Annotated in this window: 13 protein-coding genes; 7 read left to right on the top strand and 6 right to left on the bottom strand. The window is 62.0% G+C overall.

Annotated elements, in window-relative coordinates:
- Positions 1 to 3: 3 nt before the first annotated feature.
- From GDN70_RS30480 to GDN70_RS30495, 4 genes are all read left to right on the top strand, one after another.
- Positions 4 to 1395: a glycosyltransferase gene (locus GDN70_RS30480; RefSeq protein ID WP_244625834.1), complete on the top strand. Its 1392-nt coding sequence runs from the start codon at positions 4 to 6 to the stop codon at positions 1393 to 1395.
- A gap of 161 nt (positions 1396 to 1556) precedes the next feature.
- A complete protein-coding gene (locus GDN70_RS30485; protein WP_244429229.1) occupies positions 1557 to 2837 on the top strand; it encodes a hypothetical protein in 1281 nt (426 codons plus the stop codon).
- A gap of 30 nt (positions 2838 to 2867) precedes the next feature.
- Complete coding sequence (locus GDN70_RS30490) at positions 2868 to 4145, top strand: glycosyltransferase family 4 protein (protein ID WP_038951065.1); 1278 nt, start codon at positions 2868 to 2870, stop codon at positions 4143 to 4145.
- Complete coding sequence (locus tag GDN70_RS30495; protein ID WP_028141797.1) at positions 4142 to 5533, top strand: hypothetical protein; 1392 nt, start codon at positions 4142 to 4144, stop codon at positions 5531 to 5533. Before GDN70_RS30490 ends, GDN70_RS30495 begins: the two co-directional genes overlap by 4 nt.
- 15 nt (positions 5534 to 5548) lie before the next feature.
- On the opposite strand, the gene GDN70_RS30500 is transcribed toward GDN70_RS30495, so the two are convergent.
- Complete coding sequence (locus tag GDN70_RS30500) at positions 5549 to 5968, bottom strand: hypothetical protein (RefSeq protein ID WP_152103412.1); 420 nt, start codon at positions 5966 to 5968, stop codon at positions 5549 to 5551.
- Between the two features lie 121 nt (positions 5969 to 6089).
- Here GDN70_RS30500 and GDN70_RS30505 point away from each other — a divergent pair, with 121 nt between their 5' ends.
- Positions 6090 to 9998: an RHS repeat protein gene (locus GDN70_RS30505; protein ID WP_152103413.1), complete on the top strand. Its 3909-nt coding sequence runs from the start codon at positions 6090 to 6092 to the stop codon at positions 9996 to 9998.
- Positions 9999 to 10258: 260 nt separating this feature from the next.
- Positions 10259 to 11380 (top strand): acyltransferase, encoded by a 1122-nt coding sequence (locus tag GDN70_RS30510; RefSeq protein ID WP_028141799.1) that lies wholly within the window; start codon positions 10259 to 10261, stop codon positions 11378 to 11380.
- Positions 11381 to 11404: 24 nt separating this feature from the next.
- On the opposite strand, the gene GDN70_RS30515 is transcribed toward GDN70_RS30510, so the two are convergent.
- Positions 11405 to 12766, bottom strand: coding sequence for a polysaccharide pyruvyl transferase family protein (locus GDN70_RS30515; RefSeq protein WP_244439140.1), 1362 nt, complete (start codon positions 12764 to 12766; stop codon positions 11405 to 11407).
- Between the two features lie 19 nt (positions 12767 to 12785).
- Positions 12786 to 14243 (bottom strand): lipopolysaccharide biosynthesis protein, encoded by a 1458-nt coding sequence (locus tag GDN70_RS30520; RefSeq protein ID WP_028141801.1) that lies wholly within the window; start codon positions 14241 to 14243, stop codon positions 12786 to 12788.
- Positions 14244 to 14511: 268 nt separating this feature from the next.
- Between GDN70_RS30520 and GDN70_RS30525 the strand changes: the two genes are divergently transcribed.
- On the top strand, positions 14512 to 15609 hold the full coding sequence (locus GDN70_RS30525; RefSeq protein ID WP_244439141.1) for a glycosyltransferase family 4 protein: 1098 nt from the start codon (positions 14512 to 14514) through the stop codon (positions 15607 to 15609).
- A 21-nt stretch (positions 15610 to 15630) separates the two neighbouring features.
- On the opposite strand, the gene GDN70_RS30530 is transcribed toward GDN70_RS30525, so the two are convergent.
- From GDN70_RS30530 to GDN70_RS30540, 3 genes are read right to left on the bottom strand one after another with little or no spacing between them, the layout of a single operon-like run.
- A complete protein-coding gene (locus GDN70_RS30530) occupies positions 15631 to 16722 on the bottom strand; it encodes an acyltransferase (RefSeq protein WP_028141803.1) in 1092 nt (363 codons plus the stop codon).
- Positions 16719 to 17825 (bottom strand): acyltransferase, encoded by a 1107-nt coding sequence (locus GDN70_RS30535; RefSeq protein WP_028141804.1) that lies wholly within the window; start codon positions 17823 to 17825, stop codon positions 16719 to 16721. Before GDN70_RS30535 ends, GDN70_RS30530 begins: the two co-directional genes overlap by 4 nt.
- Positions 17826 to 17834: 9 nt before the next feature.
- Positions 17835 to 19172, bottom strand: coding sequence for a hypothetical protein (locus GDN70_RS30540; protein ID WP_028141805.1), 1338 nt, complete (start codon positions 19170 to 19172; stop codon positions 17835 to 17837).
- Positions 19173 to 19176 lie beyond the last annotated feature (4 nt).

The raw sequence follows: 19176 nt of genomic DNA on the forward strand, positions 1-19176 counted from the left end.
TCGATGCACTTCGCTTATCGCGCGCATCGGTTTTCGCACAAACAATTTGCAACTGGCTGCAACTCGCGCACGTGCGCTTGGTTCCACGAGAATTTTTCGTTTCTTCCATCGTGCGCACAAAGAGCTTGGCGCAACATCACCACATCGCTGCCCCAATATCGCTACGTATTCGAGGAACTGTCTCTCGCACTAGCGAACTCAGAACAGGGATACAGGATGTCCGCCTCTCCAACGCGGCCCTACGGAAGGCAAACGATGAAAGTGCTGCACATCGCCGAGACGATCCGGGGCGGGATTGCCAGCTACCTGAACGAGTTGCACCCACAGCAACAGGCGAGCTTCGGCACCGGGAACGTGCACTACGTTGTGCCGTCGGATCATCGCCGCGATCTTCCGGCGATCGATGACAACCAGATTACGACGTTCGAACGATCCGGCCGCGGCATCGCCGGGCTATTCCAGATGTTGCGCGCAAGCATGCAAGCGCTGGATGCCTTTCGTCCTGATGTCGTCCACCTGCACTCCTCGTTTGCGGGCCTCGTGCTGCGTCCGGCGCTGGCGGCCCGCTCCGACGGTCCGCGCGTCGTCTATTGCCCGCACGGCTGGGCGTTTTCACGCGAGACCGGCCGCCTCAGTCATCTCGCGACGAAAGCGGCGGAGAACCTCCTTGCACGCACGTCGGACCGAATCATCTGCATCTCGAGCGACGAGTTCAACGAAGCCGTCCGCGCCGGAATTCCCGCCGAGCGCCTCACCCTCGTCCATAACGGCATCTCGAAGAGCCGCACACCGCAGCCTGTCGCGGCCGACTGGACGTCCAAAAAGGTCAAGGTGCTGTTCATCGGACGACTGGACCGCCAGAAGGGCTTTGATCTCCTGATCGAGGCGGCACGCTCGCTCGAGGATGTGTTGGAGATCCGCATGATCGGCGCCTCCGTCGTCAATAAGTACGAAGGCCCTAGCGTCCCGTCCAACGTGTCCCTGCTGGGCTGGCTCGATCGCCCGACCATCGAGACCCAGCTCGAGGCCGCCGACCTCGTCGTGATCCCGTCACGATGGGAGGCCTTCGGCCTCGTTGCCCTGGAAGCGATGCGCGCAGCCAAACCCATCCTGGCGTTCCGCAGCGGAGCATTGCCCGAGATCGTCGTCGATGGCGTGACCGGCGTGCTTTGCGAGCCCGTCGCGGTCCAGCCGCTCGTCGACGGTTTCCGGCGAGCACTCGATCTCGACCTCAAGGTGCTGGGACAACGCGGCTACGACCGGTTCAAGCAGTTTTATGACGTTCAGAAGACGCATGGGCAATTGCAGCAGGTCTATGCCGAGCTGCTCCATGACGACCGTACACCGATCGACGCGAAGGCGGGGCTGCGGTCGGACCTCTCCAAGAATTTCTGATGGCTCGACGTTCACACTTGCCGTCGCAGATACAGGAGATCGCGATGGCGATGTCATGGACCGGACTGGGTGTCAGCGCGAACGCCGCGCTCGCGAGCATGATCTAGCCGATGATATTCTCACGCACCTTGGTTCGCGGCAGCTTCCGCCTCGCGGGCCTCATGGCATCGATTTTTCTGCCGGTCTCTGTCTGCGCACAGCAGGCGCAACCGCTCGATGCTCGATTCCTGCTGGGCGTCGGCACGCATCAGGGGCTGGGTGGCCCGGTGAGCGCGCGCGGATACGTTCCTTCGGAAAACGTCGCACAGATCAAGCAACTCGGCCTCAACGCCTTCCGCGATGATTTTCCCTGGTCCGATTTCGAGGCGGGGGGACGCCGGATGGGCTTCACGCCCAGGCTCGGCAGGCTCGAAGCGCAGGTCAGGTCCGGCGTCGCGCGCCCTCTCCTGATCCTCGCGTTCGGCCATCATCTGGTTCCGAATTCCACGCCACCGACCACCGATGAGGCCCGGCAGCGGTTCGCCGATTATGCTGCTGCTGCGGCGCAATCGGTCGTGGCGCAGCATCCGGTCTTCGAGCTCTGGAACGAATGGAATCTGGCGGCAAAGAAGGATCCGGCGTTCTCGCCGGAGAACTATCTGGCGCTCGCGCAAGTCGCGCGGCCGGCGGTGAAGCGCGTAGCACCGCATGCGCCTTTCCTGATCGGAGCTCTTGGCGACGATCCGGGCTGGACATGGACGGAGAAGATGCTGCGAACCGGCATTCTTCAGCATGCGGACGGTGCTTCGATCCATCTCTACAATTTCTGCATGGGCCCGAGCAAACGCACGTCGGCCGAGATCATCGACCGGCTCACGGCGTTTCACCGCATGGTCGGCCAGGCCAGCGGAAATCCTGACTTCCCGATCTATGTCACCGAGACGGGCTGGACCACGGCCACCAACAAATGCGGCGTCAGCGAGCAGGCCCAGGCCGACAATACCGCGCAGCTCATCCTGTGGGCGTCGACCGCGACACGCTGGCTCAAGGGCATGTGGCTCTACGAGCTCAAGGACAGTGGAAAGAACCCGTCGGAGCTGGAGGATAATTTCGGACTCTATCGTTTCGATAATTCGCCAAAGCCGGTTGCCTGCGCGGCCCAGGGGGCCTGGGCCTTCATTCGCCCCAGCCTGAGTGCCGAGCGCCGCGAGCTCGCCAGCGGCGTCGTGTCGATCAATGCATCGACGACTTCCGGCGGCAGAGTTGCGGTCTGGTCCGAGGCCCCGGACCGACGTTACGAGATCCGGCTCAAGGGCGATCAACAGGGCGCAAGCTTTGCGATGCCGTGCGACCAGGCGGCAAGGCCTGCGTCCGGGGTCTGGATCCCCGTTTCGAGCACACCGGTTCTGATTGCAGCCAATGACAGTGCCGTTCCCGCCCTGGAGATCAGGCCGGCGCGGTAGACGCGATTTTGCAGACATGAGGTTGACGCGATGAAAGTTCTTTTGACGTCCACGCTTTATCCAACGCCTCAGGCCCCAAAGATCGTCGGCGGCGCGGAGATCTTCGCCCGGCGCTTCGCAGAAGGCCTGGTGCAACGCGGTGACGAGGTGGAAGTGATCCGGGCCGCATCTACGCCTCATCAGGCTCCGGAAACCTGCGACGGCATTAACGTCTATTCCGCGCCGGTGCGAAACGTGTATCTGCCCTTCACGGAGCAGAAGAACGTCGCATTGCGCAGCATCTGGCACGCGATCGACGACTGGCAGATGCAGGCCCCCCTGATTGCGGAACGCATCCGGGCCTTCAAGCCGGACGTGCTGCACTCCAACAATCTGTCGGGACTCACCACCGCGGTCTGGCGCGTTGCCGCCCAGCTCGGGGTCCCCGTGCTCCATACGCTTCATGACTATTATCTGACCTGCCCGCGCTGCTCCCGCTTCGAGAACGGACGGTCCTGCGAGCACACCTGCACGAGCTGCGGAATTCTGAGCTTTCATCGCAAGCGTGCCACGCATTGGCTCAGCGCCGTGGTCGGCGTGAGCGAGCGCGTCCTGTCCATTCATACCGACATGGGCATGTTCTCGGAGACGCCGATCCGCACAGTGATCCGCAACGCCTCGACCGAGCCGCCGCGCGAGCCCTACCCTCGGCCGGTCTGCACCACGGAAGTGACGTTCGGGTTCATCGGCCGCCTCACCGAGGAAAAGGGCATCGACAATTTGATGCAGGCCCTTGCTCAGCTGCCCCGCGATCGGATTCGCATGATGATCGCCGGACGGGTCAGCGAGGAGGAGCAACGGCGCCTCAGGGCGTTCGCGCCTGATGCGCGGATCGAGTTCATGGGCTTCGTGGTGCCGGACGATTTCTACAAGCAGGTCGACGTCGTAATCGCGCCCTCCATCTGGCACGACCCCGGTCCGCTCGTCGTCGCAGATGCCAAGGCTGCCGGCAGGCCGCTGCTCGGAACGCGCTTCGGCGGCATGCCCGAGGTCATCGAGCACGGGGTGACCGGCTGGCTGACCGAAGCCGATCCACAATCCCTGGCCAGGAGCATGCTCGCGGTCGCAGCCGATCCGCACAAGATCGACGAGATCAGCCGGCGCCTGATCGCGGATACCAACAAATGGATATTCTCTGACGTGCTGTCTTCATACAAGAACCTGTATGAACAATTGCGCGAGCAGCGGATGTCGCACGTGCGCGCAGCAACGGCCGAAGCGTCGCAGGGGCCGTCGATCGTCGGCAAGGAGCGCCTCATTCCGCGATGACACGCCTCCTCGCGATGGCGGGCTATGTCTACCAGAGCGCCGCGGCGATCATCCTGATCTTCGCGATCAGCCATCTGTTGCCCGCCGCCGACTACACCAACTTTTCCCTCGCGCTGGCCTCGAGCCAATTGCTCTGCGTCCTGATGTTCGAGTGGCTGCAGCTGGCCGGGTTGCGCTTTCTGGCGGCAGCCAAAGAAAACGAGGCGGCGCGGCTGAGGTGGTCGCTGTTTGCAGCAGGCCTGTCGAGCGCAGCCGCGCTCGTCGTGGTCGGGAGTTGCGCGTCTCTGGCCAGCGTGCTCCCGACGCGGATCGTCGCCTTGGGTCTCGGCATATCCGTGCTACAGGGCTTGACGGATCTCTACTTCCTGTCGGTCCGCCTGTCCGACCGGCTGGGCATCGCATCCTTTCTGCTTGCGTTGCGTGCCACCGCCCTCCTGATCGGAGCCGCCGCGGGGGCAATGATCTCGGGAACGGCGGAAGCGGCGCTGCTCGGTATTGCCTCGGGTCACGCCCTCGGCCTGCTCGCCGGCCTTGTCGCCTATCGCACGCCGATGGAGCCCGTCCCGCTGCAGACGATGCTGGCCGACTGGAAGGATTTCTCCCGCTACGGCATGCTTGCGGCAGGCGCGTCGGTTATCCATCTGTCGGTGCCGGTGCTGCTCCGTGTCATCGTCGTCGGCCAGCTGGGTGCGACCGGAGCCGGGGCGGGCTTTTCGATTGCGCTTGACCTCCTGCAGCGTCCCTTCTGGGTCCTCAATGCAGCGATCCACACCGTGAGCTATCCGGAAGTGGTCAACGACTTCGAACACGGAGGCAGCGCAAAATCGGTGCAGTCGGCGCGGCGGATGTTCGAATTCATGATCTGCACGACCCTCGTGCTGCTCGGTGGTCTGATTGGATTTATTCCAGATGCAGCCCGTATCCTGGTGCCGCAGGCCAGCCTGGATGGCTTTCTGGAGACGGCCCCAACGGTCGCCGCCTTTTATTTCCTGCACACCCATCTGCAGGCGACGATCGCGGTCGTTCCCCACCTCGAGAAGCTGGCGACCAGGCTCGTCGTCGTCGCGGCCGGCCAGCTCGCCCTCGTCGTGTCCTTCGCCGCGGTCGCGGTATCGGCCGGCCTGTCGCCGCGAGCGGCAGTCAGCTGTGCTTCGCTCGCCACGCTCGCGACCATACTGGTCGCACTCGGCCCCACGCTGCGGTTTGAGGCGCTCCCGCGCTGGCCGTTGGTCATGCAGGCGGGGGTGGCCGCAATCCTGATCGGATCGCTCGGTTCGATACCGACGGAGCCCGCGGCATGGCTGGCCGGCAAGATCGCGATCGCCGCGATTGCAACGGCGGTCATCGGATGGCGCGGAGATTTTCTAATGCTGGCCCGCCGCGGCTGATTGGCCGCACCAGCGTTATGCGAAGCGAATCTGGTTCCGATACGGAACCGGGTCTTCATCAGCAGTTTCCGCGGCGATTGCTGCACCATCCCTGAGCAACCACAACCATTGCGCGCAAATTGATTGGTTTAACCGCCCATGGAAGCGGCATCTGCGAACTTCCCGTGCAGGAAAGCGCGAGCTGCGAAGGAATGAGACGAAGATACTTCGATTGACGGCCAGCGAGAAAATGTCTTGCTGCTCCTTGCCGATCTCGCGCGCCGCGAGCGCGCCGACCGCTCGCTCAGATCTGTCATATAAAATCCAATTCGCGCGGCCTGCGCATACATTCAGCAGCGCAAATCGCGAAAATCTTGAAAGCGCCTTCCTCACGCCATGCTGCCCGGGCATCGCATCAATATTCTGCTGCAACACAGAGCAAGTCTGTTCCTGCACAAGGAACCTCGTTTCGCTCGCGATTTGTAGCTTCCATTTTTATCTGAAATTCACACTCGACAGAGAAGCTTGAACGCAATCCCTGCGAGCAATTTCGTTCGCGCTGAAACTCGAGTGTGCAATGTCCGATCAAACCATCCTGTCCGCCAGCGGCTTCATCGACTCCATCGGCGTCAACACGCACGCCGGCTTCGGCTGGACCGGCTACAACAATCTCGCGCTGATGGTCGATGACCTCGAGTATCTCGGCGTCACCCATCTCCGCGACGCGATGGGGACCAGCCCGGCCGCGCAACCCGTTGTCGAGGGTCTGGCCGCTGCCGGCTACAAGTTCGACTTCCTGGTGTCATCGGCGCTGCCCCAGACGGGCACAACCGGGCTGCAGAACTACATCGCCTCGCTCCAGAAGTTCGCGGCGAGCCACCCGGGCAGCATCAGCGCGATCGAAGGGCTCAACGAGGCCAATCACCAGCCCTTCAGCTACAACGGCAGTTCGAGCCTTACCGCCGCAGCTCAGTTCCAGAGCGCGCTCTATCAGGCCGTCAACGCCAACGCCGCGCTCGGCAGCATCCCGGTCTACAATCTGTCACTGGCCTACAACGATCCGCAAGGCTACAGCCAGCTCGGCGACATGTCGGGCTCGGTCGACTACGCCAACGCCCACGCCTATGTCAGCACCAGCCTGACGACCGGCAGCTCGATTTCGGCAACGCTGAGCGCAGTGATGGCCGCGGCCCCGGGAAAGCCGGTCGTCATCACCGAGACCGGCTACACCACGCAAGCCAACACCCAATATCTCGGTGTCAACGAGACGGTGCAGGCCAAATCGATCCTGAACACCCTGGTCGATGCCTACAAGGCCGGCGTCAGCGAGACTTATCTCTACGAGCTGTTCGACCGCGACTCCTCCGCCGGCAATACCAATCCCGAAGCCAATTTCGGACTGTTCAATTCCGACGGGACGCCGAAGCTCGCCGCCACCGCCATTCACAACCTGACGACCATTCTGGCCGACGACGGCAAGGGCGGCCTGCAGCCGACTGATCCGTTGAACTACACCCTGAGCAACATGCCAGCCACAGGCAACAGCATGGTGCTCGGCAAGAGCAACGGCGCCTACGAGCTCGTCGTGTGGGCGGAGCCGAAGCTCTGGAAGGATGCCAACGACACCGAGATTTCCAATCCGACCGAGACCGTCACGGTGAATCTCGGCGGCGTGCATCATTCGGTGAAGGTGTACGACACGCTGACGGGGACCACGGCGATCGCCAGCTACACCGACGTCAGCACGATCACCATCCCGGTCAGCGATCACCCGCTGATCATCGAGATCGACGCGCCTCCAACGACCACGACTCCGCCGGATACAAGGACCACTGTCAGCGGCACGGCCGCCGAGATCGTGCCGCAACTGTCCGACCTCAGCGACTCCACGGCCCTGCAGACCATCACGCTGACCGACTCACACGTCCTTCCGGTCGCCTCGAAGGCGACCATGGACTACATGATCGCCCATTACGGCAGCGCCCTCTCCAAGATCCAGGGCGGCTACTCGTTCTCGGTGACGAACTCGGCTGCGACCTGGAGCAGCACGAAGACCTATAATTCCAGCGGATCGCTTGTGTCGAAGTCGGACACCGGCCTGAACTCAAGCGGACAGCCGACCTCGACCACCGTCGCCTACACCGATGGTTCCAAGGACCTGATCAGCTACACCGGCGGCGTGAAGACGAAATTCGTTCATGTCGACACCGACGCAACCAGGACCACCGACACCTACAACACGGCCGGAACCCTTCTGAGCGAAGTCGTCCAGAAGTCCGACGGCTATTACTCCACCACGCTCTACACGAGCGGTGTGAAGACGGCCGCCTACGTCAAGAATGCCGATGGCTCGCAAGACAATTACACCTACGGCATCACGGGCAAGAGCTTCACCACCCAGGTGCAGCATCTCGATGCATCCGGAAAGGTCACCTCGGTGACCCGCAGCCATGCCGACGGCTCGCTGGACTCGACGCAGGTCTACAACGCCGACGGCAGCAGCGTGATCACCACCTATAGCGCCACCGGCGTCAAGCTGGTCGAGACCGCCTATCATGCCGACCACAGCAAGGATGTCTGGACCTACAACATCACGGGCCAGAACTACACGACCGAGCACGATGTCTACAATTCGACTGGCTTTCTCACCAGCCTGACGCGGCTGCACACCGACGGCAGCCTCGCCTTCAAGCTCACTCAGACGACCGACGGCACCAAGACGACCGATTGGTACAATGCCGCCGGCAGCCTCACCAGCGAGGTGATCCAGAAGGCCGACGGCTTCTCCTCGACCACGCTCTACAGCAACGGGGTCAAGACCAACGCCTACGTGAAGAATGCCGACGGCAGCCAGGACAATTATGCCTACGGCATCACCGGCCAGAGCTACACCACGCTGATCCAGCACGTCGATCCCACGGGCAAGGTCACCGCCGTCACCCGAAAGCATGCCGACGGCACGCTCGACTATACCCAGGTGATCAACGGCGACGGCAGCAGCGTCGTCACCAATTATGATGCCGCGGGAACGCGGACCAAGGAAACCGACTATCACGCCGACGGCAGCAAGGACGTTTTCCTCTTCAACATCACCGGCCAGACCTACACGACTGAACACGACATCTACGATGCGACCGGCTTCCTCACCACGCTGATTCGCAAGCACGCCGACGGCAGCATGGCGTTCAAGCTGGTGCAGAGCGCCGATGGGGCCAAGACCACGGACTGGTACGATGCCAGCGGCGTGCTGACCAGCGAGGTGGTCCAGAAGCCGAGCGGTTACAGCTCGACCACGGTGTACACCAATGGCGTGAAGACCGCGGCATACATCACCAACGCGGACATGAGTCACGACAATTACAGCTACAACATCACCGGGCAGAGCTATACCACGCAGTACCAGCACCTCGATCCATCCGGCCAGACCACCGAGGTGACCCGCTGGCATGCCGACAACTCGCTCGACTATACCCAGGTCGTCAACAGCGACGGCAGCAGCGTGGTGACCAACTACGATGCATCAGGGGTCAAGAAGACGGAAACCGACTACCACGCCGACGGGTCGAAGGACGTCTTCCAGTTCAACGTCGTCGGCCAGAACTACACGAACGAGCACGACAGTTACGATTCCACCGGCTTCCTCACCGATATTGTTCGCACCCACGCGGACAACAGCCTGGCCTTCACGCTGGAGCAGAGCGCCGACGGCACCAAGACCTCCGACTGGTACGATGCCAACGGGGTCATCACCAGTGAGGTAACGACCAAGAGCGACGGTTACAGCTCCACGACCGTCTATGCCGGCGGCGTGAAGAGCGCTGCCTACATCAAGAACGCCGACGGCACATCCGACAACTGGAACTACAACATCACCGGGCAGTCCTATACGACCCAGCATCAGCACCTCGATGCCTCGGGCAAGATGGTCGAGCTCACCCGGACGCACGCCGACGGCACCCTGGACTATACCCAGGTCATCCATGACGACGGCAGCAAGCTGACCGACATCTACAACAGCGCCGGCACCAAGACCCAGGAGATCGCCAACAACACCGACGGCTCGAAGGACGTCTTCCTGTTCAACTTCAACGGACAGACCGGGACGACGCAGCACGAGAATTACAACTCCGCCAGCGCGCTGCAATTCTTCGATCAGACCAAGGCCGACGGCACCCACAATGTCACAGCCGTCGCCGGCGGCGTGACGATCCAGGGCGGGGCCGGCAATGACGTGTTCTCGGCCGCGCCAAACTCGACCACGGTTGCCTACGATCACGGCCAGGACCAGATCCTCAACTTCCAGGCCGGTGACGGCACAACCCACGACGTGGTCCAGATCTCGAAGCTCCTGGCCGCTGACTACAGTCACCTGCAGATCACGCAGTCCGGTACGAATGCGCTGATCACGTTCTCGGCCAATGATTCGATCCTGCTGAAGAACGTCTATGTCAGCAGCCTGACGAGCCACGATTTCTTGTTCGTCTGAGCACGGCGCACTGACGACAGGACGCATCAATGTTGACACGGGCCGGGACCAGCCAAGGTCCCGGCCCGCTCATTAGGCGCCTGCCTCATCAAGAGGCAGAATTGGGACGATGAAGTCGTTCCCTTCCCGGGCAAGATGGTCTCGAGGAACTCAAGGCCGACCGATCCGCGATCACGCCACCTTCCCCGCTCCATCCAGCGAACTTGCGTCACAATTCGTCTCTAGAAGCGAGACGAACCGCGCAAGGACTCCGAGGCCCGATGGAAGCAAGTGAAGCAAGACGTTTTGTCGTTCTCGACTTCTACCGCTTCGTCGCTGCGCTCGGGGTCTTCATCTTCCACCTGAAGCTGATCGACACGGGCATTTCGCCGGCCTGGAACGGGTCCTACGGCCTGTTCGTGGACATGTTCTTCATCCTGTCCGGCTTCGTGATCTCCTATTCCTACCCGTCCGATGCACGTGGCGTGGCGGCCTATTCCCGCTTCATGATCCGGCGTATTGCACGGATCTATCCGCTGCATCTGCTGAGCTTGCTCATCTTCGTGGTGCTCATCGGCGTCGGCCTGGAGCGCACGGCCCGCTCGACCCCGCTGGACTTCCTGTACAACCTTCTGCTGCTCCAGGCGTGGGGCGTCACCGACCATCTCAGCTTCAACTCGCCGTCCTGGTCGATCAGCGCGGAGTTCTTCTGCTATCTGATCTTTCCACTGCTGATGCTGCTTGCACGCAAGATGCAACCGATCGTGCTCGGCGCGATCGTGGCCGCGCTCTATCTGGTCCTTGCCCACGGCCATTTGCCGATCTGGCAGGAACGGTCGCAAATGTATGGCGCCAATTTCGATTACGGGATGCTCCGCGCACTGCCGAGCTTTCTGAACGGTATCCTGCTCGCCATTCTATTCCGGATGTCGCATCCCTACCGGCACAAGCGGATGATCTTCGCCGGCATCGGCACGTTCGGCCTCTCCGTGCTCGTCCTCAACGTCTTCGCCAAGCCGGACCTCGCCATCCTGCTGTTCTCCTGCGCCATCCTGCTCACTGCGGTCGGCGAAAGCGCCTTCAAGGAGTTTCCGGGCGCCCGCCTGCTCGGACGGCTCGGCAACACCTCATATGCGATCTACATGCTGCACGATGCCATCCTCATTGCCGTGTTCAAGCCGTTGTGGATCTGGCTCGGACTGCGTCCCGATCAGTTCGGCCTCTTCGCCCTGGCGTGCTGTGCGGTCCTGACCATCGCCGCGGACCGCACCTACGCCTATTTCGAGAATCCGGCGCGGCGCTTCATCAACCGCTGGGCCGACATTGGTGCCACGTCCTCGCGCAAGCGGGCCGCAGCCGACACCCCCGTGCGCTTTGAAAACACCGAGCGGGCGGTCAACTGACGTCTGCCGGCGACATAAGGGCGTTCAGGCGACCTTGCCGCCGGCCTCCTGCACCGTGCGCATCGCGCTCTCGCCCAGTAGCGGTGCGATGTTGGCGCGGGACAGCTCCATGACATTCGGCAGCATCTGACGTACCTTCTCACCGACGGCTTCGTGCGCGCCAAGGAACTGCAGCACAAACTTCTCAAAACTGTCGTCGACCAGGAATTGGGCCGGCGACAGCAACAGCGATTCGCTGACGCCAAAGTGCGCAAACAGGCCCTGGAACTTGTCCTGATAGGTAATCGCTGCGACGGGCGTTCCCTGCCCCAGCGCCGCAATCGCCAGATGCATGCGGCCGGTGATCACGCCGTCGACCAGACCGACAACGGCCTTGATCTCGCCCGCCGACAGCGCCTGATCGACATGATGCACGTGATCGCCGAGCGTGGGCTTCAGGCGGTCAGCCAGCGGCCGTAGGCAATTGTCGTCGGCGATCTCGGGGCGGTAGTCGTGAGCGAGCAACAACCAGCTTGCATTGTGCTCGCGAGACAGCCGCTCCATGGCGCCCGCGGCGAGCTCTATCATTTGCCGCAGCTTGGCCGGCTCCGGCTTCCTGAACAACATCGGATGGATGTTGAAGACGAAGACCTTGCGACCCTGCTCGCGCTGTCGCGCGATCGTGGCAGCGATCTGCTTCACCGCGGCCGTATCCGCCCGCGGAGTCAGCATGAACGCCGCATCGGCAACCAGACGGGCGCGTTTCCGGGCAAAATCGTCGAAACGCTGGAGAGATATTGTATCGCGCAGATTCAGGACCACGCCCGGGTCCAGCAGCCGGAACACCTCGCGCAGCGCCTTCGCCGGCCGGGAGTTGAAACTGAAGCCGAGCACGCTGACCTTGGCGCCGAACGCAGCCATCAAGTCTGCAACGAGCAGCATGCGCGCGGCATCCACCGGCGAATAGTAGCCGTCGAGCACGTCGGCCCCCAGAACCAATCCGAAATCCGGCCTGGTGAGCGACAGCTCCTGCGCCACGGTCTCGTATGAGAACGGCTGTCGCCAGAGTTCGAGCGGCTTGAAACCCATCGCGCGCACGTCCGCACTGGCCGTTGGCGTCGCGGTGACGATGTAGATCTCGAGGTTCGGATAGGTCCGCTTCACCTCCCCGGTGGCCGCTTCGATCATCGCCTCATCGCCCCGCGACTGACGAACGCTCCAGGGATCGGAAGGCAGCACGACGAGCCGGCGCGGATCGTTGCGCGGCGCGACGTTGACGCCGACGTCTCTCCGGGCGATCTGCCACCTGCGCAGTTCGAGCAGATCGAGTGCCAACGGCGTATTCTTCGCGCTGTTGAGCCAGCCTCGGAGCTGCCTGCGTACGGGCACCGGGATCAATTGCTTCACGACGTCCTCCTCGTCTTCATCAGGCGGTCGCACCGCGCTTCACGACGAAATCAATCAGGGAAAGGAGCTGCTTCCGCCAGAACAGCAGAATGCCCGTCAAATAGGTCGCGCCAAAACAGGACGCCAGCAGTCCAATCCGCAAATAGGGATTCATGCCCGGCGTCGCCTCCCGGCACAGCACGACCGCGCCGTAAGCCAGAACGATGGCGCAAAGGCATCCCGCAATGGGGCGCAGAAACTGGCTCCAGCTCAAGCCCAACAGCCGGAGCGCCAGCGCAAACGTGACGGGGGTCACCACGAGCTGCGAGAATGCGAAGATCGTGGCCAGTTGACCAATGTCGCGCGAGGGAAGCAGGAACATTGCCGGCACGACCGTACAGAATTTGAGGATGTTGAGCAGAAAGACGTAGTTCGGCTTGCCCAGAGCGCCAAAATAGGCGCTGTTGACGAACTGCACCGTCTGGACCGCGCCAATCAGCATCAGCGGCCGCATCACCGCTTCGCTGCCACCCCACTTCGCACCGAACAGCAGCAGGGAGAACTCCGGCGCGATCGCCGCGAGGAGCACGAAGACCGGAGATCCGATCAGTGCGCCGAGACTGACGCTGCGCAAATAGGCGCCCGCGATGCGGTCCCGCTCGTGCGCGATTTTGGACAAGGCGCTCAGCGCCACGTCCATGACCGCCTGGGTGAGCAACTGCATCAGGATGATGTAGACCCTCGCGCCGACCGTGTAGATGCCGAGGGCGGCGACGCCATAGAGCGACAGGATGATCATGTCGATCGTCCGAACGATGGCGAAGTCCAGCAGCCTGTTCAGCATGACGTGGATGCTGTAGCCGGAGAGCTCGCGAAAGCTCTTCAGATCGTAGCCGCGCATCGGCAACCATCGCGGTTGGCTCCAGAGCCATAAGCCGCTGATCGCGCTCTGCACGACCACCTGGATCACGAGGCTGAGGGCGCCAAACCCTGCATAGGCACAGGCGATCCCCACGACGCCGGAGATGGCTGTCGCCACCATGGTCCTGACTGCGAGCACCCGAAAATCCATCTGGCGCTTGTAGAGCGCCTCCTGGAACAGGGTCGCGGTGCCGATCGGAAGCGAGAGACTGGCGGCCGTCAGCAGCGGCGCGAGCCCCTTCACGTCGAACCATTGCTCGATATGCGTCGCCAGCAATGCGATCAGAACGGCCAGGAGCACTGAGGCAGCAAACGAGCAGAAGAACGGCAGCGTCACATCGGCGGGCTCGAGCGTCCGCCGCTGGATCAATGCATCACCGAAGCCGAATTCCGCGATGGAGCTCAAAAGCAGCAGGATGAAGGCGACCAGCGCCGCAAGTCCGAAATCCGCGGGATCGAGCAGCCGCGCCAATACCAGGAACAGCACGAACGACAATGCGCGGCCGCCCCAATTCTGCGCGAGCGACCAAAACAGCGCCACCACGACCTGATGTTGCCTGCCTCGAGTGACGTTCATCAACAATTCGACCCAATTCCGATCCAGACGACGCGGCAATGATGATGACACGCCACCGCTTGTCGCCGCTCACAACGGCGACTGATTGCTCGCTACAATACGACGGAGTGATGGCAATCAGATGAGCGCCATCACGATTCCGATTTAGAGTGGAAGTGAGTTCAAATCGTGGACTACACTCCAATCGCTCTCTGCGATGTGATGCAAAATGGATGCCTTGATGAATTCGCCGGCCCCGCGTTCTCTCCGTAGCTCCAAACGCTTGCGCGTGGCGATTTACGCCCCGCATTTTGCGGAATATTCCTATCGGCTCGCTTCGGGATTGGCTCACCATTGCGACGTCAGGCTCGTGCTCAACCGCAAGGACGCCAACCAGCAATGGGAACTGGCCGACATCGCCGTGGCGGCTCCCTTCGAGACCCGGGTTCGCGATTTGAGCCTGCGCCGCGGTGGCGTGATTGGCATCCCGGCTTCTTTCCTCGACATAATTTCGTTTCGTCCGGACGTCGTTCATTGTCACGAAGTTCCGGAGATCTATACGTCCAAGCTGATTCAGTTCCTTCGCCCCCTCGGCATTCCCCTGGTGCTGACAGTTCACGATGCTATCCCGCATTCGGAAGGCGGCTCCGGCACCTCGCCGCGCGAGGACGCCTGGCGCGGGCACATGCGTGCCGCCGCGTCGATCGTCACGACGCATGGCGAGAGCTGTATTGCGGATTTTCGTCGCGCCTCGCCCGACTTCAAGGGCGGAACGGTCTCAAGCATGCACGGCGTGCTCATGGTTCCACCGGCCCGAGATGCGGTCACCGCGCCCGAAGCCGCTCGCATCCTGTTTTTTGGACGAATGTGGGCCTACAAGGGCCTCGACGTCTTCATCGACGCGATCGACATGTTGGCCAAGCGCGGTGTGGCGCATGAGGCAATCGTCGCCGGCCGCGGCCCCGAAATGACACGGCTCGGCGCGCGGATGGAAGCGATGCCGACGGTCAAGACCATCAACGCCTACATTTCGCCCGCGGACACCGGACAGCTGTTTCAATCCGCCACGGTGGTCGCCTTGCCCTACAAGGATGCGACACAGAGCGGTGTGCTTGCCTCCGCTTACGGCAATTCTCGTCCCGTCGTTGCCAGCGCCACCGGCGGCATTCCCGACGTCGTCACCGACGGAGTCAACGGGCTGCTGGTTCCTCCAGGGGATGCCACTGCATTGGCCGATGCACTCGAACGCGTGCTGACCTCCAAGCCGCTTGCCGCGACATTGACGGATGGCGCACGGCAAACCGCGGCCGGCATCCTGAACTGGGACCACATCGCCGAACAGCTGCTGGGGTCCTATCACAAGCTCGCAGGCCGTACCGTGAGCTGACCGCGACGGGCACGCGGTCGCTCAAACCGATTGCCCGACCTTCAGCGGTCGAAAGAACATGCCGCGGATCGCGCCGTCCAGCAGGCGCCTCAACCTGACCTCGATCAGCTCATAACTGATCGCGCTTGCAACCAATGACATCACCAGCCCAAGCACGATGAACGCGGCCCACAGCAGCCAGCGATCGACGCCGGCGGCGACCAGCTTCAGGCCGATCACCTGCAGGGGAAAGAGCACGAAGGGATGCACGAGATAGAGGCTGTAGCTGATCTTGCCGACATATTGCAGTGCCGGGGCACTCAGAGCCCTGCCCAGGCCCGACTCCGGAGCAAGCACCATGCCGAACAGCAGGAATCCGGGAAGGAGTCCCACGAACGGGTGAAACAGCACCAAGCTCGCATACAGGGCGGCTGCGCAGGCGAGGCCCGCGAGCAGGCCGACCCGTCCGGGAATGGAGATGCGAAACCCGGTGGCGCTGAACAGCATGCCGATGCAGAAGAACGCCGTGATCGGCCAGTGCATCAGGCAAGCCAGACCCAGCAGGATCAGGGGCGCCGCCAGCAGCTTGCCCCCGCCGCGCCACATCGAGAATGTCAGCGCAAACCAGATGTAGAACGCCCACTCGTAGGTCAGTGTCCAGGCGTTCTGCTGGGCAATGGGCAAGCCAAGCGCGTCCTGCACGAAGAAAAGATTGGCCGTGAAAATCCCGAGATAGCTGGTCAGATCGATGCCACGGAAGAACTTGTAGCCGACGATCGGACCTATCGCGAACAGCGCAAGATGCAGGACCACGAACACCGGCATGATGCGCAGGACGCGATCGAAGAAGAACCGCGGCAGCGAGCCGTGCCGCACCAGGCTCGCCGGGATCAGGAAGCCGCTGATCATGAAGAACAGCTCGACGCCGTGCCCGCCGACATTGATCGCCGATTGCAGCCAGAGCCAGAGCGGCGGCAGGAAGCCGGGATCCGGGATGTCGTACATGCCTCCCTTCGGCATGTCGTAGAAATGATCCATCAGCACGCTCAGCGCGGCAATCCCCCGAAGCCCCTGGACCGAGGGAACGAACGATCCGTCGTAGGCGGCGCCCGGCTGGTGCAGCGCGTTACTCACTCTGCAGCACCCTGGGTACTGAGGACGGGCTCAAGAACGACCTTTTTTCGCCGTGCTGATCGGAACCTTTGTCCGAAGGCGATGCTGGGCTTCTCGACGAATGTAAACGTCATCCAGCTGACGAGGATCGACAACGCCAGGATCAGGGTCATGAAGATCGACCATCCGAGCGGCCCGTCGCCGAACCAGACGAGGCGATGGATGAAGACGAGCACGAACGGCGACATCAGGTAGACCGAATAGCTGATCACGCCGACGAATGCCATCGGCCGCCACGCCATTCTCTCACCGAACACGGCAAAGCCGATGAAGACGAGCGCCGCACAGACATAGGCCGATGCGATCGAATAGCTGTAGAAGAAGTTCTCGTGGTACACGCCTCCGAACCGCCGGTCGGCCAGGGTGATGGCGAAGATCGCATACAGGAGCGTGCAGACCGCCACGTGGGACCATCGCAGCTTTCCGCCGATGACGGTGTCGCGGATGATCTTGCCCAGGAACATCGCCGACAGATTCAGCCCGACCTCCATCACCGAGGAAACCGCCCTGTTCTCCACCAGGAGCGCAGCGGTGGTTCCGACCAGCGCGGCCGCAACGACGATCGTCACCGCCGTGAAGCGCCGGTTCAGCAGCCCCATCGCAAACAGAATGGTGCATCCGACATAGAACAGCAGCTCGATCGCCAGCGTCCAATAGAACACCCAGAGGTTCGGGACGTTCACGAAGGTCTGCAACATCGTCACGTTCGCGGCGATCTGCCCGAGCGGATAGATCTTCGAATCCATCAGCTGCATCGTCACGAGCCCGACCACGAGCGAGGTCCAGTAGGCCGGGTAGAGCCGGAAGAAGCGGCTGATCGAAAAATCCCGCACGGGCGTGGCGCTGTCCGGGAAGCTGAACGGAATGACGAAGCCGCTGACGAAGAAGAACAACACCACGCCGAACCGGCCAAAGTTCATGTAGTAGCCGAACAAATCGTGGATGGGCCAGTAATAGGCGCCCGTCGGGTGCTTCTCGACGATCACCTCGAACACATGCTGGACCAGGACCGACAACACGGCAATGCCGCGCAGCGTGTCGATAAATGCGAGCCGTTTATGCATCGTTCGTTCTCACCTGCTTCCGCTCGCCGCCGGTATGTCCGGGCGGAAGCCTTCCAAAGACGGCATCGGCGGCCGCATGACGATCGGCACGGCGTCGCCCGCCCGTGCGGAGGCCGCGCGGCGCGAAAACACGTCGCTGAAGCTCAATGCGATGATCAGGAGGCCGGACGCCGGGCCGTAGTTCAACACCGTGATCGTGAACAGGTTGACGACGAAGATCAGCGTCAGCTTGTACACGTCGGTCGCGCCGAATGTCGCCCTGAACACCATCACCATGAACGCGACGAACGGCAGACCGAACATCAGGTAGGTCCCGATGTAGAAATTGTCGACGGGCACCCAGAAGTGCGCAAGCGGCGAGAACAGCTTCTGCGGATAGTTGAAGCAGCCAGCGCCGCAGCCCGTCACCAGACCGATCGGCATGAGCTGGTTCATGTAGACGAACGGCAACTGCCAGCTGTTGTTGATGCGATCGACGATGCTGAACAGGGTCGAGTGCGGGACGGCGGCGGTGCCGGAAGCGATCACGATCATGAAGAACGGAACGAAGATCGCGGCAAAGGACCATTGCGCGATGCCCCTGATTGCGGGAAAGCGCGACTTCTCCGGCAGCATACGCACGAACACGAGCAGGATCAGATAGAGCACGAGGACGATCATCGTCGTCTTGCTCGTGGTCAGCTTGATGACATAGACCGCGAGCGAGCCGAACAGAAGGCACCACGTCGTGCTCTTGCGAATCGAGGTGATCGCGAACGACACGAGAATGAAGAAGGCGGCCATGGTGTTGTCGGCCGCAAAACCCATGAGCCGCTGGTCGTCGCCGCCATAGGCCCACCACAGCCGGCCCGCCTCCCGAACCGCGCCAAAAGACTCATATTTATACCCGACCCAGGGCATGAGGTAGAACTTCGTCAGCAACACCCCGATGACCGAGAGGTAGAAGGTCACGGCGATGACCGACAGCAGCTTCTTGTACGAGCCGAGACTCGCATCACAGAAGCAGAAGCCGACGAACACCGGCAGCATCATCTTGAAGGACGAGATCGCTGCGTTTGCCGTTCCCATCATGAAATAGCCAAGCACGAGCGACAGCATGATCTGGACCAACACCAACAGGGCCAGGGTGCTGCGATTGCGCAGGATGCAATGCACGATGAACTGGATCAGACACGCAAGCGCGACCGCATCGGGCAGATACCAGAGCGCATCCATGTGATAGATGCTGGTGTAATAGCGGATCACGCCACCAAAGGCGTCGCGGACCAGATAGACCCCGAGCGCGATCGCCTCGATGCTGAGGCTGATCAGGATCAGTCGCGGCCGTTGCAGTGCGAGGATGCTCATGACC

It is taken from the genome of Bradyrhizobium sp. TM102 (genome assembly GCF_009176685.1).
Classification (GTDB): domain Bacteria; phylum Pseudomonadota; class Alphaproteobacteria; order Rhizobiales; family Xanthobacteraceae; genus Bradyrhizobium; species Bradyrhizobium ottawaense.